Here is a 19,016-nt window from a genome sequence, read left to right on the forward strand (position 1 = left end):
ACGGGGTACAAACCTCGTTTGTGGGTCTAGCCTTGGAGGTATGCCGCTTTCGAACCGTGTTCCCGAACTCGCCGCACTGGACGTGCTGGTCGCAGTGGGTCGGCTCGGGAGCATGGGCGCTGCCGGACGCGAGCACGGCCTCAGCCAGCAGGCCGTGAGCGCGCGCGTGCGCTCGGCGGAGCGTCAGCTGGGGCTGCGGGTGTTCGATCGCGGAGCGGGCGGCGTCCAGCCCACCGCCGAGGGTGCGCTCGTCCTCGAATGGGCGTCCGCGATCCTCGACTCCGCCGAGGAACTGGCGTCCGGCGTCGCGGCCCTGCGCGGCGTGCGGGACGCCAACCTGACCGTCGCCGCGAGCATGACCATCGCCGAATACCTCGTCCCCGGATGGACCGTGGCGATGCGCCGCAAGTACCCGAACGTCGTGACGTCGGTGCGGCTGCTGAACTCCACCGAGGTCGCCGCCCAGGTGCGGGCGGGGGAGGCCGACCTCGGATTCGTCGAGGGACCCGTCGCCCCGGACGGGCTGCGCTCGGTCGAGGTCGCCCGGGACGAACTCGTCGTCATCGTCCCGCCCGGACACAAATGGATCCGGCGGGCACCGATCGCCACGAACGAGCTCGCGTCGACGCCTCTCATCCAACGCGAATCCGGGTCCGGCACCCGCACGACGCTCGAGCACGCGGTGCCCGGATGCGTCGAACCGCTCCTCGAACTGACGTCGTGCACCGCGGTGAAGGCGGCCGTCGTCGCCGGCAACGCGCCCGCGGTGGTGTCGTCGCTCGCGGTCGAGGCCGACCTGAACGACGGCCGGCTCGCGGCCGTCGAGGTCGAGGGGCTGCGTATGCCGCGCCGGCTGCTGGCGGTGTGGGACGAGACGCGCGGCCTGCGCGGCGCCGCCCGCGACTTCCTGGAAATCGCCCGCGCCGGAACCTAGGGCCGGTGACGTGTCCCCGTCATGATGGCGGGTTCCAGTTCTGAATTCTCTGCAGTTGCCTCCCGAGCGCGGCGCCGGGGGTCAGGCGGACGACAAGGTCGCGGACCGCCGTCACGCCGGGGCCGTAGCGGTGGGTCAGTGTGCCGATCGCGCGGGAGCGCTGCGCGATCTTCTGGGTGCGAGGTCGGCGAAGCCCGTCGTAGCGGGCCAGGGCCGTCTCCAGCTCGGCCGGGTCCGGGGTGGGCTGCGGCGCCAGGGTGCGGAGTAGTGCGGCCAGGGTCGCGGCATCCTCCATCGCCTGTCCGCCGCCCTGGCCGAGGTTCGGGGTCATGGCGTGAGCGGCGTCGCCCAGCAACACGACGCGGCCCTGCCGGAAGGAGGGGAGGCGTCCGGCGAGTTCGTTGATCGGGAGCCGGTGAACCGCGTCCGGCGCTGTGGCGTCGAGCAGCTGGGGGATCGGCGCGTGCCAGTCGCCGAAAAGCTGCTCGACCCTGGCGAACTCGTCTTCGACCTGCTCGTGCTCGGGCATGGTCGCAACAGCGAACCAGTAGACCCGCCCGTCGGCCAGGGGTGCGATGCCGAACCGGAGACCCGTCCCCCAGGTCTCGCCGGCTTCTCCGCCGAGGTCGGTGGGGGTGCTGGTGATCGCCCGCCAGGCCGAGTACCTGGCGTAGCGGACCCCGGGGTCGCTGCGCCAACCGGCGCGAATCGCACTGCGCAAACCGTCGGCGGCCACGACGAGGTCGAAGTGTTCGATACGGTTTCGCCCGCCTGCCTCCCTGATATGGAGGCCTCCGTCCGGTGTCGCGGCGGTGACCTGTGCGGCGAGATGCACGGTGCCGGGTTCGAGTGCCGACGACAACAGCCGATGGAGATCGGCGCGATCGGCGACGCGCAGTTCCGTCACCGCGTCGGACGGGATCGTCGCGAGCCACGTGCCGTCGGGTCGACGTTGCCCGCCCCGCAGCTCCCGAGTCTCGGCCGACGTCATCGACCGGAACGCGTCACCGATTCCGAGTGCGTCGAGCGCGCGCACTCCATTCGTGAACACCGACAGTCCCGATCCGCCCGGCCGCAGTTCGTCCGCCCGCTCGAACACCGTCACACTGGCGCCGGCGCGCTGGAGCCCGATTGCGGTGCACAGCCCGCCGATTCCCGCGCCGACGATTCCCACCCGCATGCTTGCCTCCCATTACACCTGTAGAGGTTTTCTCGGGTGCCAACGCTACACCTGTAGAGTCGGGCGAGTGACGGAACCCGACACCAGGCCGCCGCGGACCACGCTCATCGCGGATGCGGCAATCACCCTCATCGCCCAGCAGGGGCTGCGGGCTCTGACGCATCGGGCGGTCGACCGCGCAGCGGGCATCCCCGAGGGTTCGACGTCGTACTACGCCCCCACGCGGCAGGCACTGCTCGAACTCGCCGTCCGACGGCTCGCCGAACGCACCGCCTCCGACACCCGCCACGCCATCGCGCGGCTCGAAGCGATCACACCGAGGTCCTCGTCGTCCGAGCGCGCCGAACAACTCGCCGCCGTCGTCACGGCGCTGATCGACACGCTGGCCGCGCGAGCCGACGACATGCGCGCTCGCTATGCCCTCCTGGTCGACCTGAACAGCGGGGATTCCCTCCGCGGCGCGCTCTCCACGGACTCAAGCGTGCAGTCCGAATCGCTCGACGCCACCGAACGCCTACTCGAGAAGTTCGGCATCGACCACGCGCGCACCCGCGCCCGCCAGGTCATCCAACTCGCGGACAGCCTGACCTTCGCCCGCATCGCATCCGGCGACGCGGAGACAGCGGCCGACACCAGCGAGATCATGGCCGCGTACCTGCGCGGCATCGCCAACTGACCTGCCGCCGGGACTGCATCTGGACTCGCCTATTCGCCTCCGGCGCTGGCGTTGTCTATTGGCCTCCGGCGCTGGCGTTGTCTATTCGCCTCCGGCGCTGGAGTTGTCTATTCGCCTCCGGCGAAGCCGTGCTGGCGCCACGCCTCGTACGTGACGACGGCCGCGGCGTTCGACAAATTCAGCGACCGCCGGCCCGGGATCATCGGGATCCGCACCTGCGCGGTCACGTGCGGATCCTCGAGCACCTCCTGCGACAGCCCCGTCGGTTCGGGCCCGAACAGCAGGACGTCGCCGGGTTGGTAAGCGATGTCCGCGTACGACGTGGACGCGTGCGCCGTGAACGCGAACACCCGGTCCGGCTGCAGCGCGGCCCAGGCCGCGTCGAGGTTTTCGTGCACCGTCACCGACGCCAGGTCGTGGTAGTCGAGTCCCGCCCGGCGGAGCTTGGGTTCGGACAGGTCGAATCCGAGCGGTCCGACGAGGTGCAGCTCACACCCGGTGCCGGCGACCATGCGGATCGCGTTGCCGGTGTTGGGTGGGATGCGGGGCTCGTGGAACATCACTCGGAACACGGCGTTCAGCTTGCCAGGCGCCGGTGGGACCACGCCGCGCGGATCGCGGGCGGTCGTAATTGTCGGTGTTCGGGGGCAGCATGGGTCACATGGCCGAACTCGTGGAGATCGTCGGGGAGGACTTCTCCGACGCGCGACTGCCGCAGCAGACCTGGAGCCGGCAGCGCTACACGCGGTGCTCGTTCCGGGATGCCGATCTGAGCGAGCTCCGCACCGAGTTCTCCGTGTTCACCGACTGCGATTTCACGGGCGCCGATCTCACCGACTCGCACCACTTCGCGAGTGCGTTCCGGTCCTGCACGTTCACGCGGACCACCCTGTGGCACAGCAGTTTCCGGGGGTCGAGCCTGCTCGGGTCGGTGTTCGTGGACTGTCAGCTGCGGCCGCTGCTGATCGACGAGGTGGACTTCACCTTGGTGTCCATGGGCGGCGCCGACCTGCGCGGCATCGACTTCACCGACTCCGGGTTCCGGGAGGCCAACCTCGTGCAGGCCGACATGCGCGGCGCGATCCTGCGATCGGTCGACCTGCTCGGCGCCCGGGTGGAGGGGCTCCGGCTGGAGGGGGCCGACCTGCGCGGAGCCCACCTCGATCCCGGCCTGTGGACCGCCGCAAAACTCGGTGGCACCCAGGTGGAACTCACCCAGGCGGTGGCGTACGCGACCGCGATGGGGCTCGTCGTCGAACCGTGGTGACCCACCAAGATCCGGAGCCGGTGTCACGCAGCGACCCCAGCCTGGAACAATGGTCGCCGTGACTGCAACGATCCTGGATGGCAAAGCAACCCGCGACGAGATTTTCACTGACCTCGAGGCCAGGGTGGCAGCCCTGAAGGAGAAGGGCATCACGCCCGGTCTGGGCACGATCCTCGTCGGCGACGACCCCGGTTCGGCGGCGTACGTGCGCGGCAAGCACAACGACTGCGCCAGGGTCGGGATCACGTCGATCCGCCGGGACCTGCCCGCCGACATCACGCAGGCCGAGCTCGAGGCCACGATCGACGAGCTCAACGCCAACCCCGAGTGCACCGGTTACATCGTGCAGCTCCCGCTGCCCAAGCATCTCGACGAGAACGCCGCGCTCGAGCGCATCGACCCCGACAAGGACGCCGACGGCCTGCACCCGGTGAACCTGGGCCGCCTCGTGCTCGGCAAGGAGGCCCCGCTGCCGTGCACCCCGCGCGGCATCGTCCACCTGCTGCGCCGCTACGAGGTTCCGATCGCGGGCGCGCACGTCGCCGTCGTCGGACGCGGTGTCACCGTCGGCCGCCCGATCGGCCTGCTGCTCACCCGCCGCACCGAGAACGCGACGGTCACGCTGTGCCACACCGGAACACGCGACCTCGCCGCGCAGGTGCGCCAGGCCGACATCGTGATCGCGGCCGCCGGCGTGCCGGGACTGATCACCGCCGACATGGTCAAGCCGGGCGCCGCCGTGCTCGACGTGGGTGTCAGCCGCACCGAGGACGGGCTCAAGGGCGACGTCGCCGACGACGTCCGCGAGGTCGCCGGATTCATCTCGCCGAACCCGGGTGGCGTCGGACCGCTCACCCGTGCCTTCCTGCTCACCAACGTGGTCGAGCGGGCCGAGCAGCTCGCCGGTCTGCGTGGCTAGACTGCGCCCGTGACGCAGTTCGTACGCCGAAACCTGCCGATGCTGGCCGTCCTCCTCGTGGTGGCGGCCGCATTCGTGCTGGTGCTGGCCGACCGCTGGCGGCGTGGTGCCCTCGTACTCGGGGGCGCCATGCTGCTCGCGGCGGTGCTGCGGGCCGTTGTGTCACCGGACCGGGTGGGACTGCTCGCCGTGCGCGGCAAGGGATTCGACGTCGGCGCCATGACCGTCGTCGGCGTCGCGATCATCGCGCTGGCGGCATCGATCGATCCGCTCGGCACCGACTGAGCCGCGTCGCGCGCGGCACGGGGACAATTAGTTGCGGCGCGCGGCGCGCGACAGCTCCATCGTCTCTTTCAGCATCTCGGCCACAGCGTCGGCCTCGGTGAGGAAGCCGTCGTGGCCGTCCTTCGACTCGAGTACGCGCAACCGGTCGCAGCCGGGCAGGCCGTCCGCGAGTTCCTGCTGCAGCCGCAGCGGATACAGGCGATCCGAGTCGACGCCGCCGACGATCACCGGCACGTTCGTCGATGCCAGCGCCGCCTCGACTCCGCCGCGTCCGCGGCCAACGTCGTGCCGGTTCATGGCCTCGGTCATGAGCACGTAGGTGCTCGGGTCGAACCGGGCAACCAGCTTCTCGGCCTGATGATCGAGGTAGCTCTGGACCGCGTAACGCCCACCGGCCCAAGGGTTCTCGCCGGACTGACTGTCGTTCGCGAAGCGTGAGTCCAGTTCGTTCTCGGTGCGGTACGTCAGGTGCGCGATCCGACGGGCGAGGCCCAGCCCGTTCCGCGGGACCCGTCCCGTGCCGTGGTAGTCGCCACCCAGCCAGTCGGGGTCGCTCTTGACGATCTGGATCTGCGTGGTCTGGGTGCCGATCTGGTCGGCGGTGGCCCGCGCACCGACCGCGAGGATCAGCGCAGCATCGACCCGGTCGGGATGACCGACGATCCACTCGAGCGTCCGCATCCCGCCCATCGACCCTCCGACGACGGCCGAGAAGCGTTCGATGCCCAGCACGTCCGCGAGCGCGACCTCGGCGGTCACCTGGTCGCGGATCGAGATCTCGGGGAACCGCGATCCCCACGGCGCGCCGTCGGCCGCGAGTGAGCCCGGCCCCGTCGTGCCGCGGCAGCCGCCGAGCACGTTCGCCGCCAGCACGCACCACTCGTCGGTGTCGATCGGTGCGCCGGGGCCGACCATGCCGTCCCACCATCCGGGGGAGGGATGCTCGTCGTCGGCCGGGCCGGTCACGTGCGAGTCGCCGGTGAGGGCGTGCTCGACGAGGACCACGTTGTCCTTGTTGGGGGAGAGCTCACCCCAGCGCTGGATCGCAAGGGTGACATCGGGCAGCACCACACCCGTCTCGAGTTCGATCGAGCCGATGTGCACAAAGCCCAACTGCCCGTCCGGCGGGGGGAATCCCGCCGGACGGGCGTTGCGAACCGAGCTGACGGTCAAGACGCCGCCGCCGCAAACCCGGCTTCGAGGTCGGCGATGATGTCGTCGATGCCCTCGATGCCGACGGCGAGGCGTACCAGACCGGGCGTGACACCCGACGCGAGCTGCTCCTCGGGGGTCAGCTGCGAGTGCGTGGTCGAGGCCGGGTGGATCACCAGCGAGCGCACGTCACCGATGTTGGCGACGTGGCTGTGCAGCGTGAGCGCGTTGACGAACTTCTTGCCCGCGTCGACGCCGCCGGCCAGCTCGAACGCGACGATCGCGCCGGTGCCGCGCGGCGCCAGCGTCTTGCCGCGCTCGTGCCACGGCGAGGACTCCAGGCCCGCGTACGACACGGACTTCACGTCGGGGCGCGCCTCCAGGTACTCGGCGACGGCCTTCGCGTTCGCGACGTGGCGCTCCATGCGCAGGCTCAGCGTCTCGATGCCCTGCGAGATGAGGAACGCGTTGAACGGCGAGATTGCGGCGCCGAGATCGCGCAGCAGCTGCACGCGGGCCTTCAGCGCGAACGCCGGGGCGCCGAGGTCGGCGTACACGACACCGTGGTAGCTCGGATCGGCCGTCGTGAAGTTGGTGTGGCGGCCCTGCGTCCAGTCGAACTTGCCGCCGTCGACGATCACGCCGGCGACCGCGGTGCCGTGGCCGCCGAGGTACTTGGTGGCCGAGTGGACGACGATGTCGGCGCCGTGCTCGAGCGGGCGGATCAGGTACGGCGTCGCGACCGTGTTGTCGACGATCAGCGGGAGGCCGTTCTCGTGCGCGACCTTCGAGATGCCCGGGATGTCGAGCACGTCGTTGCGCGGGTTCGAGATCGACTCGCCGTAGAACGCCTTGGTGTTCGGGCGGACAGCGGCACGCCACTGCTCGATGTCGTCGGGATCCTCGACGAACGAGACCTCGATGCCCAGCTTGCGCAGCGAGTAGTGGAACAGGTTGTATGTGCCGCCGTACAGGCGCGGGCTCGACACGATGTGGTCGCCGGCCTCGGCGAGGTTGAGGATCGCGAACGTCTCGGCGGCCTGACCGGAAGCGAGCAGCAGCGCGGCGACGCCACCTTCGAGCGCGGCGATCCGCTGCTCGACGGCGTCCTGCGTCGGGTTCATGATCCGGGTGTAGATGTTGCCCGGCTCGGCCAGACCGAACAACGCGGCCGCGTGATCGGTGCTGTTGAACGTGTACGACGTGGTCTGGTAGATCGGCAGCGCACGTGCGTTGGTGGTGCCGTCGGGCAGCTGACCAGCGTGGATCTGCTTGGTCTCGAAGCTCCAAGTCGACGAGGGGTCCGTGATTTCGGTCATGAGTCGTTCTACTCCAGGTTCGGGAGGTGAAGTCTGCAGATGGGGTTGGCGCAGCAACGTCTGCGCGCCTGGGGACCGGCTACTCGTGACAACAACACATGATGAACCTCCGGTGGGGCATGGCCCGGTTAGTGGGTCCGTCCCAGCGGACCCGCGCTTGTTTGCCGACTTGCGTCGGAAAACCTGGTCATCACCCGGGGCACCCCACCGCGGTTGGAGGGTTGCCGGCCAGCGAGCCGGGGCTTGGCGCTGGCACTCATGACCTGCCGCCGATAGTAGCGGTATCGACCGCACGGTTGGAAGGAGGCCGGGCAAGTGGGTCGAAAACGAAAGTGACGAACCCCACTTGACTTACATGTCTATACAGGACTAGACATGTGCCGCAGGTTGTGACGCGGGGCACAAAACTCGAACAAAAGCCAGGGTTTTTCGATCCGTCGCCGCGCCAGCCGATAACGACACCGTCCAGGGAGTTCGATTGTGACAGACACCGCCGCGAAGCTGACCCGAGGCCTCACAGCGCGCCATATCCGCTTCATCGCCCTCGGTTCCGCCATTGGCACTGGCCTCTTCTACGGCTCTGCGGAGGCGATAACCCAGGCAGGGCCGTCCGTCCTGCTGGCCTACTTGATCGGCGGCGCGGTGATCTACATCGTGCTCCGTGCGCTCGGCGAGATGGCGGTGAGCAACCCGGTCTCGGGTTCGTTCGGCGAGTACGCGAGCAAGCATCTGGGCCCGCTCGCGGGCTTTGCGACCGGCTGGACCTACACGTTCGAGATGGTCGTGGTCTGCCTGGCCGACGTGACGGCCTTCGGCGTCTACATGGGCTTCTGGTTTCCGGATGTCCCACGGTGGATCTGGGTGCTGTCGGTCATCTTCTTCATCGGCGCGATCAACCTGCTCAGCGTCAAGGTCTTCGGTGAGGTGGAGTTCTGGTTCACGATCGTCAAGATCGTGGCGATCGTGGCGATGATCGCCGGCGGTATCGCCGTCCTGATCTTCGGGTTCGGTCTCCACGACACCAGCGAGGGCGTGTCGAACCTGTGGAACGAGGGCGGGTTCTTCGCCACCGGGATCGGCGGGTTCCTCGGCTGCTTCGCGATCGTGATGTTCGCGTTCGGTGGTACCGAGATCATCGGTATCACGGCGGGTGAGGCGGAGGATCCGGAGAAGACCATTCCGCGAGCGATCAACACCGTGCCCATCCGGATCATCGTCTTCTACGTGCTCACGCTGGCCGTGATCATGGCGATCACCCCGTGGCAGAACATCGGGTCCGAGGGCAGCCCCTTCGTCCAGATCTTCCAGGGACTCGGCATCGGTCCGGCCGCGACCGTGCTGAACGTCGTGGTGATCACCGCTGCGCTGTCCGCGATCAACAGTGACATCTTCGGCGCCGGCCGCATGATGTACGGAATGGCGCAGCGTGGGTACGCGCCGAAGTCGATGGGCCGAGTCTCCCGCAACGGGGTCCCGTGGATGACCGTGGTGATCATGGTCGCCGCGCTGTTGGTCGGCGTGGTGCTCAACTACGCGATGCCGGACCGGGTCTTCCTCGTCATCGCGTCGATCGCGACCTTCGCGACGATCTTCGTCTGGCTGATGATCCTGTTCGCCCAGTACCGCTCGCGGAAGAAGATGAGCGCGGACGAGGCCGCCGCCCTGAAGTTCCCGGTGCCGTTCTGGCCGTACGGACAGCTGATCGCGATCGGCTTCCTGGTCTTCGTGATCGCCATCCTGGCCTTCGACGCCGACTCCCGGGTGGCGCTCGTGGTCGGTGCGGTGTGGCTGGTGCTGCTCGCCCTGGCCTACCGCCGCTGGGTCAGCCCGAACGACCCGAAGCCCGCAATCGACGAAGAGACCGTCGTCGATCCCGTCTGACGCCGACGACAACTTCGATCACGACCTTCTACTTTCTACTTTCGAAACGGAGAACAAGTAATGAGCACGAACACCCTCCCGCGCACCGGCGACGAGGCAGCGAACGAGATCGCACCGGTCGTTGTCGGTGTCGGCGCGGTGACGCCCGAGGAAGTCGTGCGCGTCGCACGGTTCGGTGCGACGGTGCAGCTGTCCGACGATGCGCTGTCGGCGATCGGCGAGAGCCGCGCCCGCATCCGCGCGCTCGCCGAGGACCCGAAGCCGGTCTACGGCGTGTCCACCGGCTTCGGCGCCCTGGCGACCCGGCACATCCCGCTCGAGTTGCGGGCGCAGCTGCAGCGCAGCCTCATCCGCTCGCACGCCGCCGGGTCCGGTCCCGAGGTTGAGCGGGAAGTGGTCCGCGCGCTGATGCTGCTGCGCCTGTCGACGCTGGCGACCGGACGCACCGGCGTTCGCCCGGAGGTGGCGCAGGTCTACGCCTCGCTGCTGTCGTCCGGGATCACGCCGGTGGTCCACGAGTACGGCAGCCTCGGCTGCTCCGGCGACCTCGCGCCGCTGGCGCACGTCGCGCTCGTCGTCATCGGTGAAGGCACCGTGCGGGACGCGGCCGGGACGCTCATGCCCGCGGCCGAGGCGTTGGCCGCGGCCGGGATCGAGCCCGTCCAGCTCGAGGAGAAGGAGGGCCTCGCCCTCATCAACGGCACCGACGGCATGCTGGGCCAGCTGGTCCTCGCCTGCCACGATCTGCACAAGCTGCTCTCGCTCGCCGACATCACCGCGGCGATGAGCGTCGAGGGCCTGCTCGGAACGGACAAGGTCTTCGCCGCCGACCTCCAGGCGCTGCGCCCGCAGCCCGGGCAGGCCGTCGCGGCCGCGAACATGACCCGGCTCCTCGCCGGCTCGGAGATCGTCGCCAGCCACGCGAACCCGGACTGCACGGTCGTCCAGGACGCCTACTCGCTGCGATGCGCACCGCAGGTCGCCGGCGGCGCGCGCGACACCCTCGCCCACGCGGAGCGGATCGCGTCCTACGAGCTGGCCAGTGCGGTCGACAATCCGGTCGTCACGCTCGACGGCCGCGTCGAGTCGAACGGCAACTTCCACGGAGCGCCCGTGGCGTACGTGCTGGACTTCCTGGCGATCGTCGTCGCCGACGTCGCGAGCATGAGTGAGCGCCGGACGGACCGGTTCCTGGACAAGGCGCGCAATCACGGACTGCCGCCGTTCCTCGCCGACGATCCCGGTGTCGACAGCGGACACATGATCGCCCAGTACACGCAGGCCGCCATCGTGTCCGAGCTCAAGCGCCTCGCCGCGCCGTCGAGCGTGGACTCGATTCCGTCGTCGGCGATGCAGGAGGACCACGTCTCGATGGGCTGGTCGGGTGCGCGCAAGCTGCGCCGCGCGATCGACGGACTCACCCGGGTGCTGGCCATCGAGGCGCTCACCGCGGCACGCGGGCTCGACCTGCGGGCACCCCTGCAGCCGTCCCCGGCGACCGGCGCGGTGCGCAACACCCTGCGCGAGCACGTCGAGGGGCCCGGCACGGACCGTTACCTCGCGCCGGAGATCGAGGCGGCGGTGCAGCTGGTCGCGTCGGGCGCGCTGCTCGACAGCGCCGAAGCCGTCGTCGGCGAACTCGGCTGATCGGCTGATCTCCTGACGGAGGGTCGCCGCGCGCGTCGCGGCGACCCTCCGCGGAGGCCTGGTTACTGGACGGTAGGGTGTGCGGTTCTCGGCCCAGTGGTTGCCTTCCCCGCGGATAGCAGTACGCTCGTCATGTTTGGGTCGGCCCTGACACGGAAGATCCGGACCGGATACGTTTGATAACTGAACCGTTGGCGGGCTCACTCACAAAGTGGCCCGCACACCCCCGATACCCAGGGAACGGAACCAGGGAAACTTCCTAGGAGGACGCGAAGCCCCCATGTCCAAGATCAAGGTCGAAGGCAAGGTCGTCGAACTCGACGGCGACGAGATGACCCGCATCATCTGGCAGTTCATCAAAGACAAGCTGATCCATCCCTACCTGGATGTCGATCTCGAGTACTACGACCTGGGGATCGAGCATCGCGATGCCACCGACGACCAGGTCACCATCGACGCTGCGGAAGCGATCAAGAAGCACGGCGTCGGCGTCAAGTGCGCCACGATCACCCCGGACGAGGCTCGGGTCGAGGAATTCGGCCTGAAGAAGATGTGGCGGTCGCCCAACGGCACCATCCGTAACATCCTGGGCGGCACCATCTTCCGCGCGCCGATCCTGATCTCCAACGTCCCGCGTCTGGTCCCCGGTTGGACCAAGCCGGTGATCGTCGGACGTCACGCGTTCGGCGACCAGTACCGCGCCACCGACTTCAAGGTCCCCGGCGCCGGCACGGTCACCATCACGTACACCCCCGAGGACGGCTCCGAGCCGATCCAGCACGAGGTGTGCCGCATTCCCGAGGACGGCGGCGTCGTCATGGGTATGTACAACTACAAGAAGTCCATCCAGGACTTCGCGCGGGCCTCACTGTCTTACGGCCTGCAGCAGAACTACCCGGTCTACCTGTCGACCAAGAACACGATCCTGAAGGCCTACGACGGCATGTTCAAGGACGAGTTCCAGCGGATCTATGAGGAAGAGTTCAAGGCGGAGTTCGACGCCGCGGGCCTCACCTACGAGCACCGCCTCATCGACGACATGGTCGCCTCGTCCCTCAAGTGGGAGGGTGGCTACGTCTGGGCCTGCAAGAACTACGACGGTGACGTCCAGTCCGACACCGTTGCGCAGGGCTACGGCTCGCTGGGCCTGATGACCTCCGTGCTGATGACGCCGGACGGCCGCACGGTCGAGGCGGAGGCCGCGCACGGCACCGTCACGCGCCACTACCGTCAGCACCAGCAGGGCAAGCCGACGTCGACCAACCCGATCGCGTCGATCTTCGCCTGGACCCGTGGCCTCGAGCACCGCGGCAAGCTGGACAACACCCCGGAGCTGATCGAGTTCGCGCAGCAGCTCGAGGACGTCGTCATCAAGACCGTCGAGAACGGCCAGATGACCAAGGACCTCGCACTGCTGGTGGGCCCGGACCAGGGTTGGCAGACCACCGAGGAGTTCCTCGCGACCCTCGACGAGAACCTGGCGAAGGCGCGCGCGTAATCGCGTAACCCCTTCACCGAAACGGGACGTTCCCCTCGTGGGAACGTCCCGTTTCCTTTTCTTCACTACCGTCGGACATCTCTGTTCGCACCGTGCCCGGAAGGCATCTTCTTCTTGACCGTCTCGGCCACCGCCCCCGTGTCCACCATTACAGTCCTCTCGACCGGCGGCCGCCGTCGCGCGATGCTGGCTCTCGCCCTGGGCGGCTTCGGCATCGGCACCACCGAGTTCGTCGCCATGGGTCTGCTGCCGCAGATCGCCGGCGGCCTGGGCATCTCCGAGCCCACCGCCGGGCACGTCATCACCGCGTACGCGCTGGGCGTCGTGGTGGGGGCCCCGGTCATCGCGGCACTGACGGCCCGAATGCCCCGCAAGACGCTGTTGGTCGCGCTGATGGTCGCGTTCACGGTGGGCAACGCCGCCGCGATCGTCGCCCCGAACTACGGCGGTCTGATCGTGGCCCGGTTCGTGGCGGGTCTGCCGCACGGCGCGTACTTCGGAGTCGCGTCGCTCGTCGCCGCGTATCTCGCCGGCCCCGGGCATCGTGCCAAGGCCGTGGCGATGGTCATCGGCGGGCTCGCGGTCGCCAACGTCGTCGGGGTGCCCGCGGCCACCTGGATCGGGCAGGGACTGGGCTGGCGCAGTGCCTTCGCGATTGTCGCCCTCATCGGGGCGCTGACCGTCGCGGCGATCTGGGCGTGGGTGCCCCCGCTGCAGGCGGTCCGCACCACCGATCCGCGGACCGAACTCGCGGCGCTGCGCCGCGGGCAGGTGTGGCTCACGCTCGTGGTCGCGACCGTCGGATTCGGCGGGATGTTCGCCGTCTACACGTACGTCGGCTGGACGATGACCGACGTCGCCGGACTGCCGTTGGGGCTGGTGCCGGTCGCGCTGATGGTCTACGGGCTGGGCATGGTGGCGGGCAACATGTTCGGTGGCCGTCTCGCGGACCGGGCGCTGACCGCCGGGCTGTTCGCGATGCTCGGTGCCCTCGTCGTGCTCCTCGCGCTCTTCGCCGTGGCCGCGCACAACCCCTACACCGCGATGATCGTGCTGTTCCTCGTCGCGGCGGCCGGCTCGGCCCTGGTGCCCGGTCTGCAGACCCGGCTGATGGACGTCGCCGCCGACGCGCAGACCCTCGCCGCGGCGCTCAACCACTCCGCACTCAACATCGCGAACGCGTTCGGGGCGTGGATCGGCGGCGTCGTGATCGCGGCGGGCTTCGGTTACGCAGCGCCGGCCCTCGTGGGGGCGGGAATGGCCGCCGCGGGTCTCGTGGTGCTCGCCGTCGCGGTGGTGACGGCCCGACACTGAGCCTCCGCCGATCCCTCGTGTGGATCGGCGGCTCAGTTCAGCGGGTCCCTGCGGATCCTGCGACGAGAGAATCGGCCATGCGGATGTATCGGTCCGCGATCTCGTCGATCGAGAGGGACCCGGACGGATCGAACCATTGGCACACGCCGTTGATCAAGTCCATCAGCGCCATCGTGGTGAGGTCGGCGTCGCCGGGGTCGGGTCCGCTGAGGGAGGCGACGACGTCGCGAAAGGCGCGCTGGTAGGTGGATTGCAGGCCGACGACCGTTTCCAACTGTTCGGGGGACAGCGAACTGCGGTTGCCCCGGATGGTCAACAGTTCGGTATGTCGCGCGTTGCTGATCGTCAGATGGAGCCTGATCGCGTCGTCGAGGCGGTCTCGCGGCGCGCGCGCCGGATCATTCAGCACCGGGAGGAGCGCGCCGTTGAATTCGATCATGAACTGCCGGGATATCGCGAACAGCACATCCTGCTTGTTCCGATAGTGGTGGTACATCGTCGACGACGAGATGCCGACGGCCTCGGCGATGTCGCGGATCGCGGTCGAACCGTATCCCCGGTGCTGGAAGAGGTTCGCGGCCTCGACTCGGATCTGCTCGGCCACATCGACGCCGACGTCGAGACCAAGGTTTCTGGCCACTTCCACCTCCCACCCTGGACCGCCACCCGGTTCCAGGCGTCTGTCGAAAAAACCTAGCAGGACGACCTACACCCGGAGCCTGGTCCGTTCGCTGTCTCCCCGGATTGGTCAGCGGGCGCGTCCGATGTCGGAAGGCACCGTGATCTCTCGCTTGAGGATCTTCCCGGTCGCACCCTTCGGCAGCGCGTCGACCAACACCACGTATCGCGGGTACTTGTAAGCGGCGACGCGCAGCTTGGCGAACTCGGTCAGGTCGTCGGCCGTCGCGGTACCGCCGGGCTTGAGAGCCACGACAGCACACACCTCCTCGCCGAGTCTCGCGTCCGGAACTCCGATGACGGCCACCTCGGCCACGTCCGTGTGCTCGTAGAGCACTTCCTCGATCTCCCGGGGATAGACGTTGTATCCGCCGCGGATCACGAGATCCTTCTTCCGGTCGACGATGAAGTAGTAGCCGTCGGTGTCGCGTCGGGCCAGATCGCCGGTGCGGAACCAGCCGTCGGGGATCGCCGCGGCAGTTGCGGACGGATTTCCCCAGTAGCCCTTCATCACGTTGTGGCCGCGGATCGCGATCTCTCCGACCTCGCCTTCCTCGACATCCTCACCGGCGTCGTCGACCAGTCGCATCTTCACTCCGGGTACCGGCACGCCGATCGAGCCGGCCTTGCGTTCGCGGTCGGGGAGGTTGAACGAGACCACCGGGCTGGTCTCGGACAGCCCGTAGCCCTCGAGAACTGTGCAGCCGAACGATTCCTCGAAGCCGCGCATCACCTCGACCGGCATCGCAGCCCCACCCGACACGCACAGCCGCAGGCCGGACACGTCGTACGTCGCCGCGCCGGGGTGGTGCAGCAGTGCGGTGTACATCGTCGGGACACCCTCGAAGACGGTGACCCGGTCCCGTTCCAGTACCTCGAGCACGACCGCGGGATCGAAACGCGGCACCAATGTGAGCAGGGCACCGACCTTGATCACCGTGTTCAGCGCGAAGGTCTGACCGAAGACGTGAAAGAGCGGGAGCGCACCCAGCACCACGTCGCGAGGCGAGAGATTCAGCAGGGTCGACGCGACGACCTCGCAGTTTGCGGCGAGGTTCGCGTGCGTGAGTTCGGCTCCCTTGGGCTTACCCGTGGTGCCGGAGGTGTAGAGGATCACCGCGGTGTCGTCGTCGTGGCGTTCCGCGTGTTCCCACGCGGGTTCGACGTGTGCGAGGAGTTCGTCGAGTCCGTCGGCGGGGACGATCACCGGCTCGGCGCCGGTTTCGGCGGCGCCGGCCCGTGCGGTGTCCGCCACGTCCTCCCACGCGAACAGGACCTTGGCGCCCGCGTCCTCGAGGTGGAACGCCAGTTCCCGTTCCTTGAGGAGTGGGTTGAGCGGAACGACGATCCCTCCGGCACGGAGCACGCCGTAGTAGCAGATCGCGAAGGCCGGGACGTTCGGCAAGCTGATTCCGACGACGTCGCCCGGCCCGATTCCTCGGGCCCGGAGTAGCCCGGCGACCCGGGCGGTGGCGGCGTCCACTGCCGCATAGTCCAGCGTGAGGTCGCCGAGCCGCAAGGCCGGCGCCTCGGGCGTGTTCGCGACGGTCGCCGCGAGGTTGAGTGCAAGGTTTCCCATGTTTCTCTCCTGTGGCCGCGAATCGAGGGCGCGACCTCGCGCGGCAGTCTCTATGGGCGGGACGTGCAGGGTCCCGGATGCGTTCGACTCCCGCGCTCACCGCAGCGGGAGGGGAATCGGAGTGAGGTATCGAGCAAGGGTGCCGTGATGCGCGAAGGTTTCTCTGCGATCAGGCGCTAGGGATGATGCTGGCGCCGAGTCGCCAGATGGTGTCCAGCAACTCCTGGCGTGAGGGAGTGATTTCGCGGCTCATCGCCTCAGCCATGAGTTCGCGGAACGCTCCGAGGAACGCAGCCGAGACCAGTCGGGCATCGACCGCTGGGTCGACCTCGCCGTTGCGCTGTGCGTGGGCGACATTGCGTGCAGCCATGTCGATCTGGGTCGCGAGCCGTTCCGCGTCCGCCTGTGCGGCGGACGGCTCGCGCAGCCGCCGGCCCACGATGATGCGGGCGAGCGGGTCCTCGCACAGGAAGTCGATCTCTCGGGAGAGTCGCTGGCGCTCCCGTTCGGTCCAGCCGAGTTCCGGGGACACCGCGACGGCGAAGACAGCGTCGTCGTAAGAGTCGTAGAAGCCGTGGACGACGGCCGCGACCAGGCCGTCCTTGGCGCCGAAGTAGCGGTAGAGCAGACCTGGAGAGGCCTCGGCGCGTGCGGCGACCTTGGCCACCTCCAGGGTCCCGCCGGTCTCCAGCAGTTCCGCGCGGGCGGCCTCGATGAGGCGTAGTCGAGTTGCGCCTCCTCGGGCCGTCAGCGACTGGGGGGACCTGTCAGGGGACAATGACATTGTTCGGGTCCGGCTGCTCTTCCTTGGGTGCGGTGCTGTAATCCCCGAACGGCGTGTCTCGCAAGGTGGTCACGGCGCCGACGCCCTGCTGTTCGGCGAGTTCGATGAAATGCAGCGCCTCGGGAGTGTTGCGCATCAGCCCGTCGAGGATCGGACCGAGCATCTGCGTGCTGGCCAGACCCATGTTCTCGTAGGCCTGGTTGACGATGAGCTTCATCGCGGAGAGCTGGGAGACCGGAATGCTGGCCAGCTGCTCGGCCAGGCGTGCGACCTCGTCCTCGAGCTCTGCAAACGGCACCGCCTTGTTGATGAGTCCGATCTCCGCGGCCTGTGCGCCGGAGACCGGTTTGCCGGTGAGAGCATACTCCTTGGCCTTCGCCAGCCCGAGTCGGTAGATCCACATGCCGGAGAGGTGGCATCCCCACATTCGCGCGTACGGGGTGCCGATCCGGGCGTCCTCGGAAGCGATCACGAAGTCGGCGCCCAGCGCCATCTCGCTGCCGCCACCGATGCACCAGCCGTGGATCTGGGCGATCACCGGCTTGGGGCTGCGCCAGATGCTCATGAACTTCTGGGTCGGCGACTCCGAGTGTGCGGTCGCCATGACGAAATCCTTGCCGGCATCCCACTTGCCGTCGGTTGTCAGCTGGTCGTCCCAGTGGCGGAAGCCGCCGCTGAAATCGTATCCCGCGCAGAAGGATCGACCGGCGCCGCGAACGACGACCACCTTCACCTCGGGGTCACGGTTCGCCTTCGTCATAGCGTCCTGGAACTCGTCGGGCATCGGCGGGACGATGGTGTTCAGTCGCTCGGGGCGGTTGAACGTGATCGTGGCGACGGGGCCTGCGACGGAGTAGATCAGAGTCTCGTACATCTTCCACCTTCCATTGGTAAAGTGAATTCACTTTAGCTTTTGTTCGAGGCGGCTGTCTACCCCTGTGGTGCATCCCGTGTCGGGCGCCGGCGGCCCGAGTGGGTAACCGTCGCTCGGGGCCATTGACGGACGCGTGTGGCGTGGGTAACTTGAGGCGCACTCAAGCGGTCGATCGATCGATCGACCCAATGGTGTTGTGCACAAACAGCATCCGATTCCTTTGATTCGCATAGAGAGGCGGTTGGCCGCCATGGAGTTGTCAGCAGTCGGTCCACTCACGGCCCCGAGGCCCGGGACCAAGGTCGTCGTCACCGGTGCGGCGGGAGGTATCGGCGCGGCGCTGATCGCGGCACTGGTCGCACGTGGTTGCGACGTCGTCGGAATCGACCGCCCGGGAACGGGATTGCCGGACGAGCTCGGGTCGATCCCGCTGGTCGAGGCGGATCTCGCGGACGAGTCGGCCGCTGCGGCGGCCGTCGAGCGCGCCGTGTCGCTCCTCGGGGGACTGGACTGCTTGATCGGTGCGGCTGCGAGTGTCGCGACGGTGCATCGCGCCAAGACGTTCTCGCCGAGTGTCTTCCGGCGCGATATCGAGGCAAATCTGCTGTCGCAGTTCTGGACCGCGCAGGCGTCCTACGCCGCGCTGTGTGCGAGCAGTTCCGCCAACCTGGTGCTCTTCTCGTCGACCGGAGCCATGGACGGTCTGCCCGGTCAGGTGTCCTACGCGGCTTCGAAGGCGGGAGTGGTCGGGTTGGTCCGCACGCTTGCGGCGGAGTGGGCTGAGTCGGGTATCCGGGTCAACGCCGTCGTCCCCGGGTTGGTCGCCACCCCGAAGGTTCTCGCGATGCCCGAGTCCACCCGTTCTCGGGTGTTGCGGAACGTCGCGATGAAGCGCCTGGTGGACGTGAACGAGGTGGTGGCGACGGTTCTGTTCCTGATGTCGTCCGGTGCGGGTGGCATCACCGGTCAGTCGTTGCGGGTCGACGGGGGCGCCGGGATCAATACCGAGGGTCTCTACCACTGACGTCG

The 19,016-nt window shown here is 68.2% G+C and carries 18 protein-coding genes and 1 riboswitch; of the genes, 10 read left to right on the forward strand and 8 right to left on the reverse strand.

The window, feature by feature from the left end; translation table 11 throughout:
• The first annotated feature begins 40 nt into the window (after positions 1–40).
• Positions 41–934 carry a LysR family transcriptional regulator gene (locus ABI214_RS20815; RefSeq protein WP_348604358.1) on the forward strand — a complete coding sequence of 298 codons (894 nt, stop codon included), beginning with the start codon at positions 41–43 and terminating at the stop codon, positions 932–934.
• A gap of 19 nt (positions 935–953) precedes the next feature.
• Here ABI214_RS20815 and ABI214_RS20820 read toward each other — a convergent pair whose 3' ends face one another.
• Positions 954–2,114, reverse strand: a complete 1,161-nt coding sequence (locus tag ABI214_RS20820) for an FAD-dependent monooxygenase (protein WP_348604359.1) — start codon at positions 2,112–2,114, stop codon at positions 954–956.
• A gap of 67 nt (positions 2,115–2,181) precedes the next feature.
• On the opposite strand from ABI214_RS20820, the gene ABI214_RS20825 reads away from it, so the two are divergent.
• A complete protein-coding gene (locus ABI214_RS20825) occupies positions 2,182–2,790 on the forward strand; it encodes a TetR/AcrR family transcriptional regulator (protein ID WP_348604360.1) in 609 nt (202 codons plus the stop codon).
• Positions 2,791–2,897: 107 nt separating this feature from the next.
• Here ABI214_RS20825 and ABI214_RS20830 read toward each other — a convergent pair whose 3' ends face one another.
• On the reverse strand, positions 2,898–3,362 hold the full coding sequence (locus tag ABI214_RS20830) for a tRNA (cytidine(34)-2'-O)-methyltransferase (protein WP_348604361.1): 465 nt from the start codon (positions 3,360–3,362) through the stop codon (positions 2,898–2,900).
• Between the two features lie 89 nt (positions 3,363–3,451).
• Here ABI214_RS20830 and ABI214_RS20835 point away from each other — a divergent pair, with 89 nt between their 5' ends.
• From ABI214_RS20835 to ABI214_RS20845, 3 genes are read left to right on the forward strand one after another with little or no spacing between them, the layout of a single operon-like run.
• Positions 3,452–4,057, forward strand: a complete 606-nt coding sequence (locus ABI214_RS20835; protein WP_348604362.1) for a pentapeptide repeat-containing protein — start codon at positions 3,452–3,454, stop codon at positions 4,055–4,057.
• A 58-nt stretch (positions 4,058–4,115) separates the two neighbouring features.
• Positions 4,116–4,976 carry a bifunctional methylenetetrahydrofolate dehydrogenase/methenyltetrahydrofolate cyclohydrolase gene (locus ABI214_RS20840; RefSeq protein WP_348604363.1) on the forward strand — a complete coding sequence of 287 codons (861 nt, stop codon included), beginning with the start codon at positions 4,116–4,118 and terminating at the stop codon, positions 4,974–4,976.
• A 39-nt stretch (positions 4,977–5,015) separates the two neighbouring features.
• A complete protein-coding gene (locus tag ABI214_RS20845; protein WP_348611842.1) occupies positions 5,016–5,261 on the forward strand; it encodes a DUF3017 domain-containing protein in 246 nt (81 codons plus the stop codon).
• A 27-nt stretch (positions 5,262–5,288) separates the two neighbouring features.
• Here the strand turns inward: ABI214_RS20845 and metX are convergent, their stop codons facing one another.
• Both metX and ABI214_RS20855 read right to left on the reverse strand, forming a co-directional pair.
• Entirely contained in the window at positions 5,289–6,434 is a 1,146-nt protein-coding gene (gene metX / locus ABI214_RS20850) for a homoserine O-acetyltransferase MetX (protein WP_348604364.1), read from the reverse strand.
• Positions 6,431–7,732 carry a bifunctional o-acetylhomoserine/o-acetylserine sulfhydrylase gene (locus ABI214_RS20855; RefSeq protein WP_348604365.1) on the reverse strand — a complete coding sequence of 434 codons (1,302 nt, stop codon included), beginning with the start codon at positions 7,730–7,732 and terminating at the stop codon, positions 6,431–6,433. The genes metX and ABI214_RS20855 overlap by 4 nt, the downstream gene beginning before the upstream one ends.
• Positions 7,733–7,880: 148 nt before the next feature.
• Positions 7,881–7,996: riboswitch (SAM riboswitch) on the reverse strand.
• 216 nt (positions 7,997–8,212) lie between these two features.
• Here ABI214_RS20855 and ABI214_RS20860 point away from each other — a divergent pair.
• The 4 genes from ABI214_RS20860 to ABI214_RS20875 all read left to right on the forward strand — a co-directional run bounded on the left by ABI214_RS20860 (position 8,213) and on the right by ABI214_RS20875 (position 14,072).
• Positions 8,213–9,613, forward strand: a complete 1,401-nt coding sequence (locus tag ABI214_RS20860) for an amino acid permease (RefSeq protein WP_408586214.1) — start codon at positions 8,213–8,215, stop codon at positions 9,611–9,613.
• Positions 9,614–9,673: 60 nt separating this feature from the next.
• On the forward strand, positions 9,674–11,260 hold the full coding sequence (gene hutH, locus ABI214_RS20865; protein WP_348604366.1) for a histidine ammonia-lyase: 1,587 nt from the start codon (positions 9,674–9,676) through the stop codon (positions 11,258–11,260).
• Positions 11,261–11,540: 280 nt separating this feature from the next.
• Positions 11,541–12,758 (forward strand): NADP-dependent isocitrate dehydrogenase, encoded by a 1,218-nt coding sequence (locus tag ABI214_RS20870; RefSeq protein WP_348604367.1) that lies wholly within the window; start codon positions 11,541–11,543, stop codon positions 12,756–12,758.
• Positions 12,759–12,872: 114 nt separating this feature from the next.
• Positions 12,873–14,072, forward strand: coding sequence for an MFS transporter (locus tag ABI214_RS20875; RefSeq protein ID WP_408586217.1), 1,200 nt, complete (start codon positions 12,873–12,875; stop codon positions 14,070–14,072).
• Between the two features lie 37 nt (positions 14,073–14,109).
• Here ABI214_RS20875 and ABI214_RS20880 read toward each other — a convergent pair whose 3' ends face one another.
• The 4 genes from ABI214_RS20880 to ABI214_RS20895 form a co-directional block, all read right to left on the reverse strand.
• Positions 14,110–14,712 carry a TetR/AcrR family transcriptional regulator gene (locus ABI214_RS20880; protein WP_348604368.1) on the reverse strand — a complete coding sequence of 201 codons (603 nt, stop codon included), beginning with the start codon at positions 14,710–14,712 and terminating at the stop codon, positions 14,110–14,112.
• A 108-nt stretch (positions 14,713–14,820) separates the two neighbouring features.
• The gene (locus ABI214_RS20885) at positions 14,821–16,329 is read right to left on the reverse strand and encodes a long-chain-fatty-acid--CoA ligase (protein ID WP_348604369.1); all 1,509 of its coding nucleotides are present in this window, start codon (positions 16,327–16,329) and stop codon (positions 14,821–14,823) included.
• A 169-nt stretch (positions 16,330–16,498) separates the two neighbouring features.
• A complete protein-coding gene (locus ABI214_RS20890; protein WP_348604370.1) occupies positions 16,499–17,113 on the reverse strand; it encodes a TetR/AcrR family transcriptional regulator in 615 nt (204 codons plus the stop codon).
• A complete protein-coding gene (locus ABI214_RS20895) occupies positions 17,097–17,987 on the reverse strand; it encodes a crotonase/enoyl-CoA hydratase family protein (protein WP_348604371.1) in 891 nt (296 codons plus the stop codon). Before ABI214_RS20895 ends, ABI214_RS20890 begins: the two co-directional genes overlap by 17 nt.
• 250 nt (positions 17,988–18,237) lie before the next feature.
• Here ABI214_RS20895 and ABI214_RS20900 point away from each other — a divergent pair, with 250 nt between their 5' ends.
• Positions 18,238–19,011 carry an SDR family NAD(P)-dependent oxidoreductase gene (locus ABI214_RS20900; RefSeq protein WP_348604372.1) on the forward strand — a complete coding sequence of 258 codons (774 nt, stop codon included), beginning with the start codon at positions 18,238–18,240 and terminating at the stop codon, positions 19,009–19,011.
• Positions 19,012–19,016: the final 5 nt, after the last annotated feature.

The sequence above is a fragment of the Prescottella soli genome (genome assembly GCF_040024445.1).
Taxonomy (GTDB): Bacteria; Actinomycetota; Actinomycetes; order Mycobacteriales; family Mycobacteriaceae; genus Prescottella; species Prescottella soli.

Coding starts and splice junctions, on each gene's coding strand:
- ABI214_RS20815 (WP_348604358.1), top strand. CDS start 41: ATGCCGCTTTCGAACCGTGTTCCCGAACTCGCCGCACTGGACGTGCTG.
- ABI214_RS20820 (WP_348604359.1), bottom strand. CDS start 2,114: ATGCGGGTGGGAATCGTCGGCGCGGGAATCGGCGGGCTGTGCACCGCA.
- ABI214_RS20835 (WP_348604362.1), top strand. CDS start 3,452: ATGGCCGAACTCGTGGAGATCGTCGGGGAGGACTTCTCCGACGCGCGA.
- ABI214_RS20845 (WP_348611842.1), top strand. CDS start 5,016: ATGCTGGCCGTCCTCCTCGTGGTGGCGGCCGCATTCGTGCTGGTGCTG.
- ABI214_RS20855 (WP_348604365.1), bottom strand. CDS start 7,732: ATGACCGAAATCACGGACCCCTCGTCGACTTGGAGCTTCGAGACCAAG.
- hutH (WP_348604366.1), top strand. CDS start 9,674: ATGAGCACGAACACCCTCCCGCGCACCGGCGACGAGGCAGCGAACGAG.
- ABI214_RS20870 (WP_348604367.1), top strand. CDS start 11,541: ATGTCCAAGATCAAGGTCGAAGGCAAGGTCGTCGAACTCGACGGCGAC.
- ABI214_RS20885 (WP_348604369.1), bottom strand. CDS start 16,329: ATGGGAAACCTTGCACTCAACCTCGCGGCGACCGTCGCGAACACGCCC.
- ABI214_RS20890 (WP_348604370.1), bottom strand. CDS start 17,113: ATGTCATTGTCCCCTGACAGGTCCCCCCAGTCGCTGACGGCCCGAGGA.
- ABI214_RS20895 (WP_348604371.1), bottom strand. CDS start 17,987: ATGTACGAGACTCTGATCTACTCCGTCGCAGGCCCCGTCGCCACGATC.
- ABI214_RS20900 (WP_348604372.1), top strand. CDS start 18,238: ATGGAGTTGTCAGCAGTCGGTCCACTCACGGCCCCGAGGCCCGGGACC.